The organism is Brevibacterium sp. CS2, from assembly GCF_005280295.1.
GTDB lineage: Bacteria > Actinomycetota > Actinomycetes > Actinomycetales > Brevibacteriaceae > Brevibacterium > Brevibacterium pityocampae.
This window is the reverse complement of record NZ_CP040020.1, coordinates 1,083,997-1,099,898: the sequence shown is the minus strand read 5'-3', so window position 1 is coordinate 1,099,898 and position 15,902 is coordinate 1,083,997. Positions and strand designations below refer to the sequence as shown.

The following is a 15,902-nucleotide window of genomic DNA, read 5'->3' as shown; positions in this document are numbered from 1 at the left end:
GGCGGAGCCTGCTCCGCACGCCGTAGCCCACCCCGTTCCCGCGATCCGCAGGAGGCACACATGAAGGTACTCGTCACCGGCGCCTCGGGCCTGCTCGGCTCCTCGGTCGCCGCCGCGCTGCTGGCCGAGGGCCATGCCGTCACGACGCTGCAGCGGCGCGCCTCCGGCGTCACCGGTGCTCTCGACGTGCTCGGCAGCGTCACCGACCCGGGGCTCGTCGAGCAGGCGACGGCCGGGCAGGACGCGGTGATCCACCTCGCGGCGAAGGTCGCGATGACCGGGGACCCGGCGGCCTTCGAGGCCGTGAACATCGAGGGCACCCGCACCCTGCTCGCCGCCGCGCAGGCCGCCGGCGTCTCCCGCTTCGTCCACATCTCCTCGCCGTCCGTCGCCCACGCCGGCGACTCGCTCGTCGGCGAGCCCGCCGGGCCGGCCGACCCGGAGCACGCCCGCGGGGAGTACGCGCGCACCAAGGCCCATGGCGAGCTCCTCGCGCTCGCCGCCGATTCCCCGGCCTTCCCCGTGCTCGCGCTGCGCCCCCACCTCATGTGGGGCCCCGGCGACACCCAGCTCACCGAGCGCATCATCGACCGCGCCCGGGCCGGCCGGATGCCGATCCTCGGCAGCGGTGCAGCCCTGGTCGACACGCTCTACGCGACGAACGCCGTCGATGCGATCCTCGCCGCGCTCACCGCCGTCACCCGCACCCACGGCGAGGCGCTCGTCGTGACGAACGGGCAGCCCCGGCCGATCGGCGAGTTCATCACCCGGCTGGCGCTCGCCGGCGGGGCGTCCGCGCCCGGCCTGCGCATCCCGGTGGCTCCCGCGCTCGTCGCGGGAGCGGCGGTGGAGAAGGTCTGGGAGCTCGGCGAGCACGACGACGAGCCGCCGCTCACCCGCTTCCTCGCCGAGCAGATGTCGACCGCGCACTGGTTCGACCAGCGCCGCACCCGCGAGGTCCTCGACTGGACGCCGCGGGTGAGCATCGCCGAGGGCATGGCCGCGCTCGCCCGTCACTACAGCGGGACCTGAGCTCGACCCCTTTTCAACTCTCTCGAACGATCGCTAGGATGAGTCCGATGTCCGGGCCCGCCGCCCGGGCGCGATCGGCCGGACGACGGAGTTCACCCATGCCACCCGCACCGCATTCGGCGAGCGCGCTCGCCGCCGACACCCGCGCCCTGCTCGCGGAGTTCCCGCCGGAGGAGGTCCGCATCGAGGAGGACCGCTTCACCTTCCTCGAGGCCCGCTACGACGCCGGCCTCGCCGCGGTCCACTACCCGCCGGGATACGGCGGGCGCGGACTGCCGCGCGAGCACCAGGCCGAGGTCTACGCGATCCTCGCCGCGGCCGGCGCCCCGGACAACCGCCCGGCCCACATCATCGTCAACCTCGGCATGGCCGGCCCGACGATCCTCGGCGCCGGGACCACCGAGCAGAAGGACCGCTTCATGCGGCGTCTGTGGACCGGCCGCGACCGCTGGTGCCAGCTGTTCAGCGAGCCCGGGGCCGGCTCCGACCTCGCCGGGCTGTCCACCCGGGCCGTGCGCGACGGCGACGACTGGGTGGTCTCGGGGCAGAAGGTGTGGACGACGCTCGCGCACCTCGCCGATTTCGCGATCCTGCTCGCCCGCACCGACCCGAGCGTGCCCAAGCACCAGGGCATCACGTACTTCCTCCTCGACATGCGCTCGGCCGGGGTGACGGTGCAGCCGCTGCGCCAGATCACCGGCGAGGCGGAGTTCAACGAGGTGTTCCTCGATGAGGTCCGCATCCCGGATGCCATGCGCCTGGGCGAGGAGGGCGAGGGCTGGGCGCTCGCCAACCTCACCCTGTCGAACGAGCGCTCCGGCTCGATGAAGCGCCCCGAGCGCGAGGGCGGGCCGATCCGCACCCTCCTCGACACCTGGCGGGAGACCCCCGTCGAGGAGCGCGACCCCGCCTACCGGGACTCGATCGCGCGCGCCTGGGTGCGGGCCGAGGCGGTGCGGCTGGCCGGCATCGCGATCCATCGCGCGATGGCCCAGGGTGATCCCACCCCGGAGGCGAGCGCACTCAAGCTCGCGAGCGCGGAGACGAGCAAGGCGATCGCCTCGCTCGCGCTCGAGACCGCGGAGGCCGGCGGGCTCCTCCAGCCCGACGGCTACGACTTCCACCAGCCGGACTTCATGTCCGTGGACATCACCGGCCGCTCGGCCGGGTACGCGTACCTGCGCACCCGCGCGAACTCGATCGAGGGCGGCACGTCCGAGGTGCTCAAGAACATCATCGCGGAGCGCATCCTGCGGCTGCCTCGCGAACCGCGCACCGACACCCAGGTGCCCTTCACGGAGGTCCCCCGATGACGGACACCGACACGACCCCCGCCCCCGGGGCGCACACGGCTCCCGGGGGCGGAATCGGCCCCCGATCCCGCGCTCGCCGGGGAGCTCGCCGCCGGTCTGCGCGCCGCGGTGCGCGGCCTCGGCGGCATCGATGCGGTGCGCGACGCCCTCGACGACCTCGCCCCGATCCGGCAGGCGCACCGGCAGATGATGGACACGATGGGCCTCGGCGGCGTACTCGCCGAGGAGGAGCGCGGCGGGCTCGGGGCCGGCATGGCCGCGATCGTCGCGCTCGGCCGGGCCGCCGGCGCGGTGCCCGCCGCGGATCTCCTGGGCCCCTACGTCAGCGCCCCGGTGGCCTTCGGCATGCTCGTCGTCGGCCACCCGGATGCGGGGGTCCGCTCGCTCGCCGGCGACACCCTGCGCCGGATGGCTGAGGGCACGACCTGCGTCGGCACCGTCGCCGGCGGCCTGCTGTTCGACGCGGAGCTCTGCGAGGAGGTGCTCGTCCACCAGGACGAGACGATCCACCTGGTGCCGCGCACGGAGCTCGAGCTCACCGCGCTGCCCGCCCTCGACCCGACCCGCACGCTCCACCGGGTCACCGAGTCCTCGGTGCTCGGCGCGGGGACGATCCTCGCCGACGGCGACATGGCAGCCGAGATCGTCGGCGCGTCGATCATCGCCGGGCGGGTGTACCTCGCCGCCGAGCTCGAGGGCGTCGCCCGGGCCGTGCTCGCGGAGACCGTGACCTTCCTCAGGGAGCGGATCGCGTTCAGCCGGCCGCTCGGGTCCTTCCAGGCGCTCAAGCACCAGCTCGCGGAGATGTGGTCGGAGGTCTCGCTCATCGGCCCGCTCGTCGACGAGGCCGCGCTCCTGCTCGACACCGGGGACGACCCGACGGAGGCGGCGATCTATGCGGCGGCCGCGCTGTCGTTCGCCGCGGACACCGCGACCCGGGTGTGCGAGCAGGCGCTCCAGCTCCACGGCGGGGTCGGCTACACCTGGGAGAGCCCGGTGCACATCTGGCTCAAGCGCGCAGCGGCCGACCGGGTGCGCCTCGGCACGCCCCACACCCTGCGCGCCGAGCTCGCCGCCCTCACCGACATCTGACCCGGCCGGCGGAGTCGGCGGACCCTACTTCCCGTACTCGTCGCGGAGCCTGTGCTTGAGCAGCTTGCCGGAGGCGTTGCGGGGCAGCTCGGGCACGACCTCGAGGCGCGTCGGCTTCTTGAATGACGCGAGCCGGTCGGACAGGAACTCCTGGATCTCCTCGAGCGTCGGCGGATCGGCGGAATCGGCGGGCACGACGATCGCCACCGGCGTCTCCACCCATTTCTCGTCCGGGGCGCCCACGACCGAGGCGTCGGCGACCTTGGGATGGGCCGCCACCGCGTGCTCGACCTCGATCGAGGAGATGTTCTCGCCGCCGGAGATGATGAGGTCCTTCGCGCGGTCGACGACGTACATGAAGCCCTCCTCGTCGCGCTTGACGAGGTCCCCGGAGTGGAACCAGCCGTCGTGCGTGGCCGCCTCGGTCTCCGCCTCCTTGTTCCAGTAGCCGGCCATGAGGCCCGGCCCGCGGTAGACGACCTCGCCCATCTCGCCCTCGGCGACGTCCGAGCCCTCGGCGTCGACCACGCGCACCGCCACCGGCCCGACGGCCTTGCCGATCGACCCCATCTTGCGGATCGAGTCGTGGTCGTGGAGCTGAGCGGTCACCGGGGACATCTCCGTCTGCCCGAACGCCGCACTGATCGTCGCTTCGGGGAAGGTGTCGGCCATGAGCTGCAGGGTCTGCTTCGACGCCGGCGAGGCGCCCCAGGACAGGGTCCGCAGCGGCAGGTTCCGCTCCTTGATCCCGGGCAGGGAGCACAGCGCCTGCCAGATCGTGGGCACGAGGAACATCGAGGTCACCTGCTCGCGCTCGACCATGTCGGCGAGCGCCGGGATGTTCGTGAGCACCTGCGGCGGCGCGAGCACGATCCGCATCCCGGTGAAGAACGCCGGGGTGAGGAAGCCGACGGCGGCGATGTGGAACAGCGGCACGACGACGAGGTTCGCCTCGGGAAGCTCCGTGGGCGGCTGTGCCGAGCGCAGGATCGGGATCATCTGGCTGGCGAGGTTGAGGTAGCTCAGCATGACGCCCTTGGGCGCGGCCGTGGTGCCGGAGGTGTACATGATCATCGCGATCGAGTTCTCGTCGACGTCGACGACCTCCGCCTCCCCGCCGCCGGCGATGATCCCCGGCACGTCGTCGTCGAAGGAGATGATGTCGATCTCAGGCGCGGCACCGCCATCGGCGCCGAGCCCCGCGACCGCCTTCGCACCGAAGCCGTCGACGAACATCGCCCGCGCGCCGGAGTCCTCGACGAAGTAGGCGACCTCGCGCGGCACCGAGCGGATGTTGAGCGGCACGGTGATCGCGCCGATCGTGTTGATCGCGACCATCGCGGCGATGTACTCCGCGCGGTTGAGGGCGAGGATGAGCACCCGGTCGCCCGGCTGCACCCCGCGCCGCTGGAGGTCCGCGGCGATCGCCTGCACCTGGGCGCGCAGCTCGCCCCAGGTCACATGCCCCGCCTCCGAGGTGATGATGACCTCCTCAGGCCGGTCGATCGCATGGAGCTCGAGCATGTTCATCCAGTGCAGCCGGCGGGACAGGAACGGCTGGCGGTTGGGGACTGCGGGAATGGTCATGGTGGCGCCTCTCTGCAGGTCATCGCTGCACATGTCGGTGCTGCACATGCCGGTGCTGCACATGCTGGTGCTGCACATCGTCGTGCGGACACAGCACTGTGTCGTACCTCACAGCCTAGGGCAGAGTGCGTGAGCGAGCGTTCGAAATTCGGTAAAAATCTGGCAACGACCAGGCGTGCGCAGTGCGCTCTACTTCGTCAGTCCGCCGAACAGCAGGGACACCGTCATCGCGACGATGACGGTGTTGAAGACGAAGGCGAGCGCGGTGTGCTCGCGGGCCGCCCGCCAGCCGGTGCGCGTGCGGATCCGGGCGCCGAGGGTCGAGGCCATCGTCGACATCGTGAAGGCCATGGTGAGGTGGTCGCCGAACACCGGCGGCTCGAGCTGGTCGAAGTCGATCCGCTCCCCGCCGGAGTGCAGCCGCGGATACCGCAGTGCCTACGAGTAGACCATGGCGAACCACGAGGCGGCGACGGTGGCCATGCCGAGGAGGATGAACACCAGTTCGGAGCGGAACATCTCCGTCCGCGCCAGGCCCACGGCGAGGATCGCGGCCACGAGGGCGCCTGCCACCGTCCAGGAGCCCGCACCGCCGTAGCCGAACATCTTCGACATCAGCGAGGGTCGGTGCCGGCTCTGGACCGCGGCGATGCGCACGAGCTCGGGCCGGGGCGTGCGCGCGTAGACCACGTGGGTCCACGCGATGTAGCAGAGCACGAAGAGCACCCCGTGCGGTCGTCAAAGTAGCCACGTCTTGACCGGTTACTTCTGCTGGCTTCTTGTCTCATGAGAGTGGGCAGAGGGCTGAGCAGTGGTCGTACTCAGCGTGTCCGCCAGCCAGGAAATCACGTCGGCTGGGTGTCCGTTGGGCGCAGAGGTGAAGCCGATCGGCGTCACCTGCGCGGCCTGCTGTTTGGCGTAGGGCGCGGGGCAGGTGATGTACGGCTGGATAGGCAGTAGGTGCGCTGTCGTCGTGCCGGTTAGTGAAGCCGTTGCGCAGTGCCCGTGCCGGGCGTCCGGTGAACGCGCGGGTGATGACAGTCTCAGTGAATCTCGGATTGGCGAGAGCGGCCCGATGTGTCGGCGATGTTCCTGCCTCGTCGGTGCGCAGCAGCAGCGTGCCGACCGTGACCGCCTCGGCTCCCGCATCCAGGAGTGCGCGGACAGTGGCCGGGCCATCCACACCACCGGCAGCGATCACGGGCAACTGGATCGTGGAGCGAACATCGCGCACGAGCGCTCCGGTCGAAACCTCGCCCAGGCTCCGCGCGGGATCGTAGGTGGCGCTGTGCCCGCCAGCAGCCGGGCCTTGCACGATCAGCCCATCCACGCCAACAGCCTGCGCTTCCAGTGCTTCACCTGGCGTCGTGACGGTCGCGAGTACCTGCGATCCCGCCCGCTGCAGCGCGGCGATCGCGGCAGGATCGGGCAGCGCGAACGTCAGCGACACGACTGGAACCGGATGATCGATCAGCAGGCCGAGTTTGTCCTCCCAATGGTCGTCATCGGACACCGGGTCGGGATCGAGTTCGAGGCCGTAGGCGTCGGCCTCGACCTGCACCTCGGCGGCGTAGCGGCGGAACGCGTCACGGTCGAGATCGCTCTTGCTCGGCACGAACAGGTTGACCCCGAAGCGGTCGGTGTGCTCGCGCACCTCGGCGATCTGTGCGGCGAGTCCATCGCGGGTCTGGTAGCCGCCGGCGAGGAACCCGAACCCGCCCGCGCCAGCGACTGCGGTGACGAGCGCGGGCGTGGTCGGCCCGCCAGCCATCGGAGCGGCCACGATCGGCAGTGGAGTGTCCAGCAGGGGGGTGCAGTTCACGGATTCTCCTCTCGATACGGCCAACCATCGACGGTCTCGATCCCACAAGTGCTCGTCACAGGTGGCGGCGCCGCGGCGTCGGCGACCCTTCCATCCTACTTGGACATTCAGTATCCAAATACTCTAGGTTTGGTAGGGCGTACCCGTATCGACCCAGGAGGCAACAAGGATGACCGCTACTCGAACCGCACTCGTGACCGGAGCCAGCCGAGGAATCGGGCAGGCCACAGCCCGACGGCTGGCGTCGCTGGGCTTCGACGTGATCGCCCAGCATCGCGGCGATGACAGCGAGCTGGGTCCGATCCGTGAGATCGCCGCCGAGCACCAGACGACCGTGACCCCGGTACAGGCCGACTTCTCCGACCCCGGAGCGGTCGAGGCCCTGCTGCCACAACTCGATGCGGCACTCGACGGCCGCACGGTCGATCTCGCGTTCCTGAACGCCGGGATCGCGCCGTTTGGCGACTTCACCCAGCTGACGGAGTCGGCGCTGCGCGACCTGTTCCAGGTCAACACCATCGCCCCCTATGCACTCGCCGCAGGGCTGGCGGACAAGATGACGAGCCCTGGCGGGCAAGTCGTCTTCACCGGATCTGCCCTCACCCGCTACGCGTTCCCGGCATTGACCGGGTACGGGATGAGCAAGATCGCCCTGGAATATCTCGCCCGCAACATGGCCGCGAGCCTCGGGTCGCGGGGCATCACGGTCAACGTCGTCGCGCCCGGCGTCGTGGACACCGACATCAACGCCGGCTGGCTGCGCGGCAACGAGGAAGCAGCGGCCGGCACTCGTGAGTCGTCGGCGCTGGGGAGGATCGCCGAGGCCGATGACATAGCCGAGACGGTTGCCCTGCTTGCGCAGTCTTCGTCGCAGACGATCACCGGGCAGGTCATCGACGTGTCCATGGGCACCAGCCTGTAACCGACGAGGAGGCGAGCACTGATGAAGACCGTCGCGATCATCTACCACTCCAGCACGGGGAACGTGCACCAGATGGCCCTGGCCGCGCACACCCACGCCGAACAGCTCGGACACGGCGTCCTGTCCACCCGGCTTCCCGAACTGGACGACCCAGACGCTACCGTCGCCGCGCATCGGAAAGCCCTCGGCGACCTTGAAGCCGCCGATGCGGTTCTGTGGGGCACGCCCGGCCGGTACGGGGCAATGTCGGGGCCGATGAAGCACTTCCTCGACCAGACCCTGCCACTGCACCAGCGCGGCGCCCTGGCAGACAAGTACATGTCGACGTTCGTGTCCACCGCCTCCAACCACGGAGGACAGGAGTCCACGATCCTCGCGTTCAACAACGTGCTCTACCACTGGGGCGCGATCATCGTTCCCGCCGGAGCCGCAGGCGAGGCCCAGGCGATGCCGCTCAACGGCAACCCCTACGGTGTCTCCAGCGTCTCCAAAGCCCAGCCCGACGCGGTGCCGTCCGAGAACCTGGAAGCGATGAAGTTCCTGGTCGAACGGCTCCTCACGCTCGTGCCAGGCGAGTGACCCACGATCGTTCCGCCCCTGCCGCATCATCTGCGCGGCAGGGGCGGGCTGCTGCTCGCACCGTTGCTCAACCCGGACAATGCGGGTCTTCGTTGAGTAGGATCGACGTGTGAAACTGCCGCGCGGAACCGAGTGGATGGCCCACTGCCTCGTCGCGCTCTCCGCCTGCGAGGACATCGGCCCGCTCGCCAAGCACACCCTGGCAGAGATGTTCGATATCCCCGACGCCTACCTGAGCAAGCAGCTCCAGCAGCTCGTGCGCGCCGGCATCATCCGATCCTCCGCGGGAAACCGCGGCGGCTACTTCCTCGCGAGACCCGCGAGCACTGTGACCCTGCTCGACGTCATCAAGACCGTGCAGGGCGACGCCCCGCTGTTCGTATGTGAGGAGGTGCGCTGCCGCGGCATCTTCACCGACGACGCCGACGCCATCAGAGAGACCGGCCCCTGCGGTATCCACCACGCCATGGTCGAAGCCGAGAACCGCTGGCGCGACTCTCTCGCCACCGTCACTGTCGAAGCACTGACCCAACAGATCGGAGAACAGGGCGTCACCAGAATGCGCGACTTCGCCCGAGCACAGCGCGCCCATCAATAGTTGGCGCGGTGCCGCTACCCGAAAGGTAGAACGCCACGGGCCAGCCTGTGGGTCGTCAGTTCCCCAGGAGCGGCATCCCGTTGATCAAGCCGCGAAGGGCGAGTACGTCGCGTGGGATGAACTCTGCGACCGTCAGGCCAACCACGTCTGCGGCCGCGGTGAGGTCAGCGACGATCCGCCGCACGTCTGCGCGGGTAAGCCCACCGGGAACCATGCCCAGCCCGAGCGCGACCTCGTCACTGTCGACGACATCGACATCGAGGTGGATCGCAAGTTTCGTCGCCACGGTGCCCGCCACCCACTCCAACAACCTGGCGCTGGAGCCTCGCAGATCGTCAGGCGTGAACTCGGGCAGACCCCACGAGCCGACGTTTTCGTACGCGTCCTCGACCCAGTCGTGCAAGCCGACCAAGGCCAGCCGAGAGGCAGACACCGTCGCCGGAAGCATACTCGTGACCTCCGGGTCACCGTGGCCGAGCAGCGTGCTCACAGCCATGGCGTGGTAACCGTCGTAACCGGTGGCGTTGGTGTCAGTGTCGGGATGCGAGTCGATCCAGACCACGGCTAGATCCTCGCAATATTGCTTCGCGAGGGCGGCGAACGGAGCCACGCTCACCGAGCATTCCCCACCGAGGGTGAGGATGCGATCGGCCTCGTGCCGGGCGATAGCTTCCTGCGCGGCAGCCAGAGAGTCGATGACCTCCTGACGGGATTCAACGCCGTCGGTGGAGTCGCTCTCGCTGTCGGCGACGGGCACGACTTCGGTGGGGCCGTCGTGGTCGGGCAGGATCGCCAGCAGCACGCGCGAGCCGAACGCGTATCCGCACCTGGCCTCATCCAGGGAGAACTCCGACAGCATCTCGGCGACCCCGTTGCGGCCCGCGCCTTGCCACTGCGGCCAGACCAGGCGCAGCGTGCTCGTGGCCTCGGTATCGTTCACGTTCTCGGTCATGTAGTTCGCTTCTCCTCGTCAGGTCTCGGTGCGATGTCTCAGTCGTGGATGATCGCGGTGATCTCGATCTCGACGCGCATCTTCTCGTCACCGAGCGCTGCGACACCGATGTTGGTCCAGACCGGTGGCTGCTCGGGCATGTACTGGCGCAGCTTCGAGGCCATGTAGGCGACCGTCTCGGCATCGATGTCGACGTGGTAGGAGCGCACGTTGACCACATCCGCCCAGCCCGCACCGGCAGTGGCGAGGGTGCGCTCGATGTTCTCGAACGCCTGGTCGGTCTCCTCGGTCAGGGTCCCGGGGAACTCCCACTCGTCATTCCAGCCGCCCTGACCTGCCAGCTCGACCCGGTCACCGATCTTCACAGCTTGCGAGTAGTGGAACAGTTCCCGATTGCGGTCGCCATAACCGGGGGTGGTGAAGAACTCGACGCCGCTCATTCTGTGGATGCTCCCCTCGTTCTCGGTGCAGCTTTTCGCACATGAGCTACTCACATGCGGTGACCAACAATCGTATCGACTGGCCACCGACCCGAGCGAACTCGCGGTCAAGACGCTCCCGTCTGCACGAACACACACCACTACATAGAGCAAAGAACCCAGAACACCATGTAGTACGGGATCAGGATCGATTCCGTGTATTCGGTGAGCCACGCCAGGCCCTCCGGACTCGCCTCGGTGCGGTCGGCCTCGCGGATGATGACGGGGACGAAGATCGCGGTGGCGCCGACGACGCCGACGAGCCCGGCGATGTTCGCGCGCACGGTGTCGGAGTAGCGACGCGGGATCGCGCGGGCGCCCGTCCGCTCCTCCCGGCGGCTGCGCCGCGTCGACGCGGTGTCGGTGTCGGCGGATCAGGTGTCAGCAGCGTCGGCACCGGCCGCGGCACCGGTGGTGGCGGTCCCGGCGTCATCGGCGGCGGGATCGGACCCTGCCGCCCCCGCCTCGGCCGAGGTGCCCTCGCCCCGGGTGGTCACGGCGCGTCCGGCCGGTCCCCCAGGGGCCCGTTGCTCGCCGGGCCGGGCCCCTCGGCCACCGGACCCGGCGCCTCGGGACCGGTCGCCCCGGGACCGGTCGCCTCGTGGCGGGCGGAGCGGTCGATCGGCCGGTTCCACGAGCCGTCGCGCTTCTGCGCCCGGCGCAGCTCGCGCGCCTCCGCGCGGGCGGCCTCCTCGATCTTGAGCCGCTTGTCGCGCTCCTCGTGGTCCTCGCTCGGGCTCCGGTACTCCCAGACGAGGAGCACGGCGACGAGCACGACGCCGGCGATCGTCCCCAGTCCCAGGCTGCCCCAGGGGCGCGGCAGGCTGCCGAGCCCGAACGCGAGGTGCACCCCGGAGGTGACGGCGGCGGCAGCGAGGATGGCGACGATGTAGCGCATGCGCTCATCATTCCAAGGCTGCACACAACCGGCAAACAGGCGGGCCATGCCGCACGCGGATGCCGATCGCGCAGGCCGCCCGGAAATCGGACGGTTGAAGCCTTAGTCTCAGTTCACCGGACCTTCATCCCGGACCGGCCGCCGACCCCTTGAGACCCGGCCGGGCACCTTGCCACGGTGGGTGGTGTCCAGCGAAGCCGAGCACACCGACAGGAGAGATCCCGAATGCTCACCCGCACCGCAGGAACCACTCTGGCCGCAGCCGGGCTCGTCGCCGGCGGAGCGCTCGTCGGCCCGACCGTCATCGCCCCGGAGACCTCCGGCACCGTCGCAGCGGCCCAGTCCGTCGAGGACCGGAGGCAGAACATCATCGACCGCGCGAAGCACTGGACCGACCAGGGCGTGCCGTACGACATGACGAAGTACGCCGCGGACCCCGACGGCGTGAACTACCGGACGGACTGCTCCGGGTTCGTGTCCATGGCCTGGGGACTCGACACCTCGCTGAGCACCGTCACCCTGCTCGAGGTCGCCCACGAGATCCCCAAGGACGACCTCCAACCCGGCGACATCCTTCTCAAGGGCGGACCGGGCACCGCCGGGGCGGCCGGTCACGTGACGATCTTCAACGGCTGGGCGAACGCCGAGCGCACCGCCTACCACGGACTCGAGCAGGCCGGGGCCACGGGAGCCGTCGAGCGCGTGATCTCCTACCCCTACGATCAGGACGATTCGTACGTCCCCTACCGCGGCAACGGGCTCTGAGCCCCGCGCCCGGATCCCGGCCGCCACCCCGGCACGGGATCCGGGCCCCGCACCCCGGCGCGTGCCGGGCACCTGCAGACCCGGGTACCCGGCACGCGCCGTGCCGTCACCGCGCTTCCCCGAACCTCCCAGCCGGCGTCGCTACGATGGTCGCGATGTCCCAGCGCACGTCTGCCCGCCCTGCCCCGCGCCGTACCGCCCCCGCGGTGCGGCGCTCCGCCGCGTCCGCCGCGACCGGGCGGGACAGCGGGCGGGCGAGCCGCCGGGATGGTGACCGGGAGAGTCGCCGGAACGGTGGCCGCGCGGCCGGGAGGGCGCAGCCGAGGTCGGCCGGTCGTGCCGCCGGGCACGCGGCAGGAGTTGCCGGCCGGCGCGCGACACCCCGCAGCACCTCGACCCGCAGCGCTTCGTCCCGCAGCACCGCTCGCCGCCGCCCGGCCCGCCGCTCCGGGGGCGCCCGCGGCCCGCTCATCGGGCTCGCGCTCGCCGCGGGTTTCCTCGCGGTCGTCATGGCGTTCAGCTGGGCCGGCGGCCTCGTCGCGCCCGTCCCCTCGCAGATCCGACAGTGGGAGTACAGCAGCGTGGACCGACTCAACCGGGCCCAGATCGACAACGCCCGCACGATCATCGCGGTGGGCCGCGGCGGCGACATGTCCGACGACGCGATCACCATCGCGCTCATGACCGCCATGCAGGAGAGCTCCCTGCGCAACCTCGACCACGGCGACCGCGACTCGCTCGGGCTGTTCCAGCAGCGCCCGTCCCAGGGCTGGGGCACCCCGGACCAGGTGCGGGACCCCGTGTGGGCCGCGAAGTCCTTCTACGGCATCAACGACCGGGGGTCCAACCCGGGGCTCGTGCACATCCGCGGCTGGGAGTCGATGACCCCGACGGAGGCCGCGCAGGCCGTCCAGCGTTCCGCCTACCCCGACGCCTACGCCCAGTGGGAGGGCCTCGCCGCGGAGCTCCTCAGCACGCAGGACGACGTGGCGCCCATCGTCTGAGTCCGCGGCGCAGGATCCGGAGGCACGATCCGGGGGTGGACGGGCCGGGCCGCACCCGCGGGAGCGCGGCGCACCGGTGCGGACACCGCGCACGCGGACGCGCCGACCGCACCCGCGCCCGAGGTGTAGCATTCCATCCATGACTCACCCGGTGCGCACGCACACCCATCCCGGAACCGACTCCCACAGCCACGGCGTCGAGGAGAGCAGCGGGTCCGCCGACGGGCTCGGGCACGTCGACGATCTCGCCGCGATCGAGCGCACCGCCGAGGTGTTCAAGGCCCTCGCCACCCCCTCGCGCCTGCGCATCCTCCTCGTCCTGTCCCACGGGCAGTCGACGGTGACGAACATCGTCGACATCACCGGGCTGTCGCAGCCGCTCGTGTCCCAGCACCTCAAGCTGCTGCGCGGGCTCCACCTGGTGAGCGTGCAGCGCCTGGGACGCGAGGCGATCTACTCCCTCATGGACGACCACGTCGCCCACATCATCCTCGACGCGATGGCGCACACCACCGAGCCCCTCGAGGGCTGAGGGCCGACCCCGGCGTTCACCCCCGGCGTGCGGACCAGCGCTGCGCCAGGCGCCGTCCGCCGGACACCCACCACACGCTCAGCGCGACGAGCGCCATCCCCGCGAGCTGGGCGAACGTCGGCTGCTCGCCGGCGAGCACGACCCCGAGCAGCAGCGCCGAGGCCGGCTGCAGGAGCATGAGCGAGGCGCTGACCTCGGGGCGCACCCCGGTGGCGGCGGCGCTCAGCAGCAGCCACGGCAGCACCTGGCCGAACACCGCGAGCGCGACGAGCCAGCCCACCGACTCCGCCGCCGGGATGACGGACAGGGTCCCGGCCGCGCTGCCGAGGACGAGCACGGTGAGCGCGGCGGTGCTCGTCGCCACCGCGACGGGCACCGCGATGAAGCGGCCGTCGACGGCCCGGCACCGGTGGTTGCCGTAGAGGTACACCCCGTAGCAGACCCCGGCGAGCACCCCGAGCACACCGCCGCGCAGCGGGTCGACGGCGAAGGGGTCCGCGCCGAGCACCCCGGCGGCGAGCACGAGCCCGGCGAGCATGACGGGCAGCGCGAGGACGAACTGGCGGGAGGGCCGGTCGCGGTGGAGGAGCCACAGCAGGCCGGGGAAGACGAACACCTGGGTGCTGATGAGGAGCGTGGACACCGCCGCCCCGGTGTCGAGCACCGACTGCGCCCACATCATGAAGTCGAGGCCGAGGAACACCCCACCGCCGGCGGCCAGGCCGAGCACCGCCGCGCGCGGCCGGCCGCGGCGCCGGATCTCGACGAGCGCGAGCGGCAGCAGCACGAGCGCGGCGAGGAAGCAGCGGTGGAACGCCGCGGTCGACGCGTTCGCCTGGGAGAGCGCGACGAGCACCGCGGACGAGCCGAGCATCACCGCGCCCGCGACGACGAGCGCAGGCGCCGCCGGGACGGGTGCCGGCGCCGGTGATGCGGGCGCGGGGGGCATGCGGTGCTCGAACCGGGCTCAGGCCGGAGCGGGGCCGCCGGCCGGTCCCTCGCCGGTCCCGCCTGCCGCACCGGTCGCCGGGGCCGCGCGGACGGTGAGGCGCTGCTGGAAGGCGCGGATCCGTTCGAGCGCGGCATGCGTCCGGTCCGGTCCCACGGCGAGCGAGAGACGCACCCACCGGTTCCCGTTGACGTTGTCGAAGTCGAGGCCCGGGGTGAGCGCCACGTGCTCCTCCTCGAGGAGGGCCGCGCACCACTCGGTCGCGTTCCGGTACGGCCCGAGCACGTCGTCGATCCGGGCGTACATGTAGAAGGCGCCGTCGGCAGGGGCGATGTCGAGCCAGCCGAGGTCGTCGAGCGCGTCGAGCACGTACTGGCGGGCGGCGGCGAAGCCGGCCACGGCGAGCTCCCCCTCGGCGTATGCGGCCTCGGAGAACGCCTCGATCGCGGCGTGCTGGGCCGGCACCGGCGGGCACAGGGTGAGATTGCCGGTGATCGCGAGGCAGGGTGCCACGAGGTCCTGCGGCAGGATGGCCCACCCGAGCCGCCAGCCGGTCATGCCCCAGAACTTCGAGAACGAGGAGATGACGATCGCATCGTCGTCGAAGGCGAGCGCGGTCTCCCCGATCGAGTCGGTGAAGGTGATGCCGTGGTAGATCTCGTCGGAGATCAGCTGCACGTCGTTGGCCCGGCACCAGTCGCTGAGCTCGGTGAGCTGCTCGGCGTCGAGCATCGTGCCCGTGGGGTTCGCCGGGGAGGCGACGAGGAGCCCGGACAGCGGCGATTCGGCGTGCGCGGCCGCTAGCAGCTCGACGGTGGGCTGGAACCGCTCGTCGACGCCGCAGTCGAGCTCCACGACCTCGCAGCCGAGCGCGGTGAGGATGTTCTTGTACGCCGCATAGCCGGGGCGGGCGAGTGCGACCCTGTCGCCGACGTCGAACAGGGCGAGGAAAGTCATGGAGAACGCACCGGAGGACCCGGTGGTGACGAAGATCCGCTCGGCCGGGACGTCGAGGCCGTACCAGCGCCGGTAGTGCCCGGCGATCGCCTCGCGCAGCGGGCGCACTCCCTGGACCTGGGAGTAGCCGAGCTCGGTGCCGTCGCTGAGCACCTCGGCGGCGCGCGCCCGGACCCCGGCCGGGGCGCCCTGCGCGGGCTCGCCGACGCACAGCGAGATGACGTCGGCGCCCTCGGCCTTGAGCTCGGCGACGCGCTCGATGATGTTCATCACCGCGAAGGGCGGGACCCCGCGGGCGCGCTCGGACACGCGGGTGCGGGAGACGGGACGGGCGGGTGCGGCGGGGGTGTCGGTCATGACCTCACTGTGCCACACGCGCCGGAGCGGCGCCCGGACCCCGGTGAGGAACCCGCGTCCCGGT

Annotated in this window: 20 protein-coding genes; 9 read left to right on the top strand and 11 right to left on the bottom strand. The window is 71.0% G+C overall.

The genetic code is table 11. From position 1 onward, the window contains the following. Nucleotides 1-60: 60 nt before the first annotated feature. The 3 genes from FDF13_RS04810 (at nucleotide 61) to FDF13_RS04800 (ending at nucleotide 3,437) form a co-directional block, all read left to right on the top strand. Entirely contained in the window at nucleotides 61-1,032 is a 972-nt protein-coding gene (locus FDF13_RS04810; RefSeq protein WP_137318669.1) for an NAD(P)-dependent oxidoreductase, read from the top strand. Between the two features lie 98 nt (nucleotides 1,033-1,130). Beyond that, entirely contained in the window at nucleotides 1,131-2,345 is a 1,215-nt protein-coding gene (locus tag FDF13_RS04805; RefSeq protein WP_137318668.1) for an acyl-CoA dehydrogenase family protein, read from the top strand. A gap of 108 nt (nucleotides 2,346-2,453) precedes the next feature. Beyond that, complete coding sequence (locus tag FDF13_RS04800) at nucleotides 2,454-3,437, top strand: acyl-CoA dehydrogenase family protein (protein ID WP_137318667.1); 984 nt, start codon at nucleotides 2,454-2,456, stop codon at nucleotides 3,435-3,437. A 24-nt stretch (nucleotides 3,438-3,461) separates the two neighbouring features. Here FDF13_RS04800 and FDF13_RS04795 read toward each other — a convergent pair whose 3' ends face one another. The 4 genes from FDF13_RS04795 to FDF13_RS04780 form a co-directional block, all read right to left on the bottom strand. After that, nucleotides 3,462-5,024: an AMP-binding protein gene (locus tag FDF13_RS04795; RefSeq protein WP_137318666.1), complete on the bottom strand. Its 1,563-nt coding sequence runs from the start codon at nucleotides 5,022-5,024 to the stop codon at nucleotides 3,462-3,464. A 189-nt stretch (nucleotides 5,025-5,213) separates the two neighbouring features. Further along, entirely contained in the window at nucleotides 5,214-5,396 is a 183-nt protein-coding gene (locus FDF13_RS04790; RefSeq protein WP_254668911.1) for a DUF1345 domain-containing protein, read from the bottom strand. A 66-nt stretch (nucleotides 5,397-5,462) separates the two neighbouring features. Beyond that, nucleotides 5,463-5,750 (bottom strand): DUF1345 domain-containing protein, encoded by a 288-nt coding sequence (locus FDF13_RS04785; RefSeq protein WP_137318664.1) that lies wholly within the window; start codon nucleotides 5,748-5,750, stop codon nucleotides 5,463-5,465. A 58-nt stretch (nucleotides 5,751-5,808) separates the two neighbouring features. Next, on the bottom strand, nucleotides 5,809-6,846 hold the full coding sequence (locus FDF13_RS04780; protein ID WP_254668910.1) for a nitronate monooxygenase: 1,038 nt from the start codon (nucleotides 6,844-6,846) through the stop codon (nucleotides 5,809-5,811). 193 nt (nucleotides 6,847-7,039) lie between these two features. Between FDF13_RS04780 and FDF13_RS04775 the strand changes: the two genes are divergently transcribed. The 3 genes from FDF13_RS04775 (at nucleotide 7,040) to FDF13_RS04765 (ending at nucleotide 8,945) form a co-directional block, all read left to right on the top strand. Continuing rightward, complete coding sequence (locus FDF13_RS04775) at nucleotides 7,040-7,768, top strand: SDR family NAD(P)-dependent oxidoreductase (RefSeq protein ID WP_254668909.1); 729 nt, start codon at nucleotides 7,040-7,042, stop codon at nucleotides 7,766-7,768. Between the two features lie 21 nt (nucleotides 7,769-7,789). Then, nucleotides 7,790-8,347, top strand: a complete 558-nt coding sequence (locus tag FDF13_RS04770) for an NAD(P)H-dependent oxidoreductase (RefSeq protein WP_137318662.1) — start codon at nucleotides 7,790-7,792, stop codon at nucleotides 8,345-8,347. Between the two features lie 109 nt (nucleotides 8,348-8,456). Beyond that, nucleotides 8,457-8,945: an Rrf2 family transcriptional regulator gene (locus tag FDF13_RS04765; protein WP_137318661.1), complete on the top strand. Its 489-nt coding sequence runs from the start codon at nucleotides 8,457-8,459 to the stop codon at nucleotides 8,943-8,945. Nucleotides 8,946-9,000: 55 nt separating this feature from the next. Here the strand turns inward: FDF13_RS04765 and FDF13_RS04760 are convergent, their stop codons facing one another. From FDF13_RS04760 to FDF13_RS04745, 5 genes are all read right to left on the bottom strand, one after another. Then, complete coding sequence (locus tag FDF13_RS04760) at nucleotides 9,001-9,897, bottom strand: arginase family protein (RefSeq protein ID WP_137318660.1); 897 nt, start codon at nucleotides 9,895-9,897, stop codon at nucleotides 9,001-9,003. Between the two features lie 38 nt (nucleotides 9,898-9,935). Then, a complete protein-coding gene (locus FDF13_RS04755; RefSeq protein ID WP_137318659.1) occupies nucleotides 9,936-10,337 on the bottom strand; it encodes a Rid family hydrolase in 402 nt (133 codons plus the stop codon). A gap of 140 nt (nucleotides 10,338-10,477) precedes the next feature. Beyond that, nucleotides 10,478-10,660: a hypothetical protein gene (locus FDF13_RS04750; RefSeq protein ID WP_137318658.1), complete on the bottom strand. Its 183-nt coding sequence runs from the start codon at nucleotides 10,658-10,660 to the stop codon at nucleotides 10,478-10,480. Between the two features lie 90 nt (nucleotides 10,661-10,750). Then, nucleotides 10,751-10,873 carry a hypothetical protein gene (locus FDF13_RS15455; RefSeq protein WP_265809202.1) on the bottom strand — a complete coding sequence of 41 codons (123 nt, stop codon included), beginning with the start codon at nucleotides 10,871-10,873 and terminating at the stop codon, nucleotides 10,751-10,753. After that, on the bottom strand, nucleotides 10,870-11,274 hold the full coding sequence (locus FDF13_RS04745; protein WP_137318657.1) for a hypothetical protein: 405 nt from the start codon (nucleotides 11,272-11,274) through the stop codon (nucleotides 10,870-10,872). The genes FDF13_RS15455 and FDF13_RS04745 overlap by 4 nt, the downstream gene beginning before the upstream one ends. Nucleotides 11,275-11,499: 225 nt before the next feature. Here FDF13_RS04745 and FDF13_RS04740 point away from each other — a divergent pair, with 225 nt between their 5' ends. From FDF13_RS04740 to FDF13_RS04725, 3 genes are all read left to right on the top strand, one after another. Further along, on the top strand, nucleotides 11,500-12,039 hold the full coding sequence (locus FDF13_RS04740) for a cell wall-associated hydrolase (RefSeq protein ID WP_137318656.1): 540 nt from the start codon (nucleotides 11,500-11,502) through the stop codon (nucleotides 12,037-12,039). A 155-nt stretch (nucleotides 12,040-12,194) separates the two neighbouring features. Next, on the top strand, nucleotides 12,195-13,043 hold the full coding sequence (locus tag FDF13_RS14675; protein WP_175406861.1) for a hypothetical protein: 849 nt from the start codon (nucleotides 12,195-12,197) through the stop codon (nucleotides 13,041-13,043). 139 nt (nucleotides 13,044-13,182) lie between these two features. Further along, nucleotides 13,183-13,575, top strand: coding sequence for a helix-turn-helix transcriptional regulator (locus FDF13_RS04725; RefSeq protein WP_137318654.1), 393 nt, complete (start codon nucleotides 13,183-13,185; stop codon nucleotides 13,573-13,575). Nucleotides 13,576-13,591: 16 nt separating this feature from the next. Here FDF13_RS04725 and FDF13_RS04720 read toward each other — a convergent pair whose 3' ends face one another. Together FDF13_RS04720 and FDF13_RS04715 are read right to left on the bottom strand one after the other, a co-directional pair. Beyond that, on the bottom strand, nucleotides 13,592-14,524 hold the full coding sequence (locus FDF13_RS04720; RefSeq protein WP_137318653.1) for a DMT family transporter: 933 nt from the start codon (nucleotides 14,522-14,524) through the stop codon (nucleotides 13,592-13,594). Between the two features lie 18 nt (nucleotides 14,525-14,542). Beyond that, nucleotides 14,543-15,838, bottom strand: a complete 1,296-nt coding sequence (locus FDF13_RS04715) for a pyridoxal phosphate-dependent aminotransferase (protein WP_137318652.1) — start codon at nucleotides 15,836-15,838, stop codon at nucleotides 14,543-14,545. Between the last annotated feature and the right edge of the window lie 64 nt (nucleotides 15,839-15,902).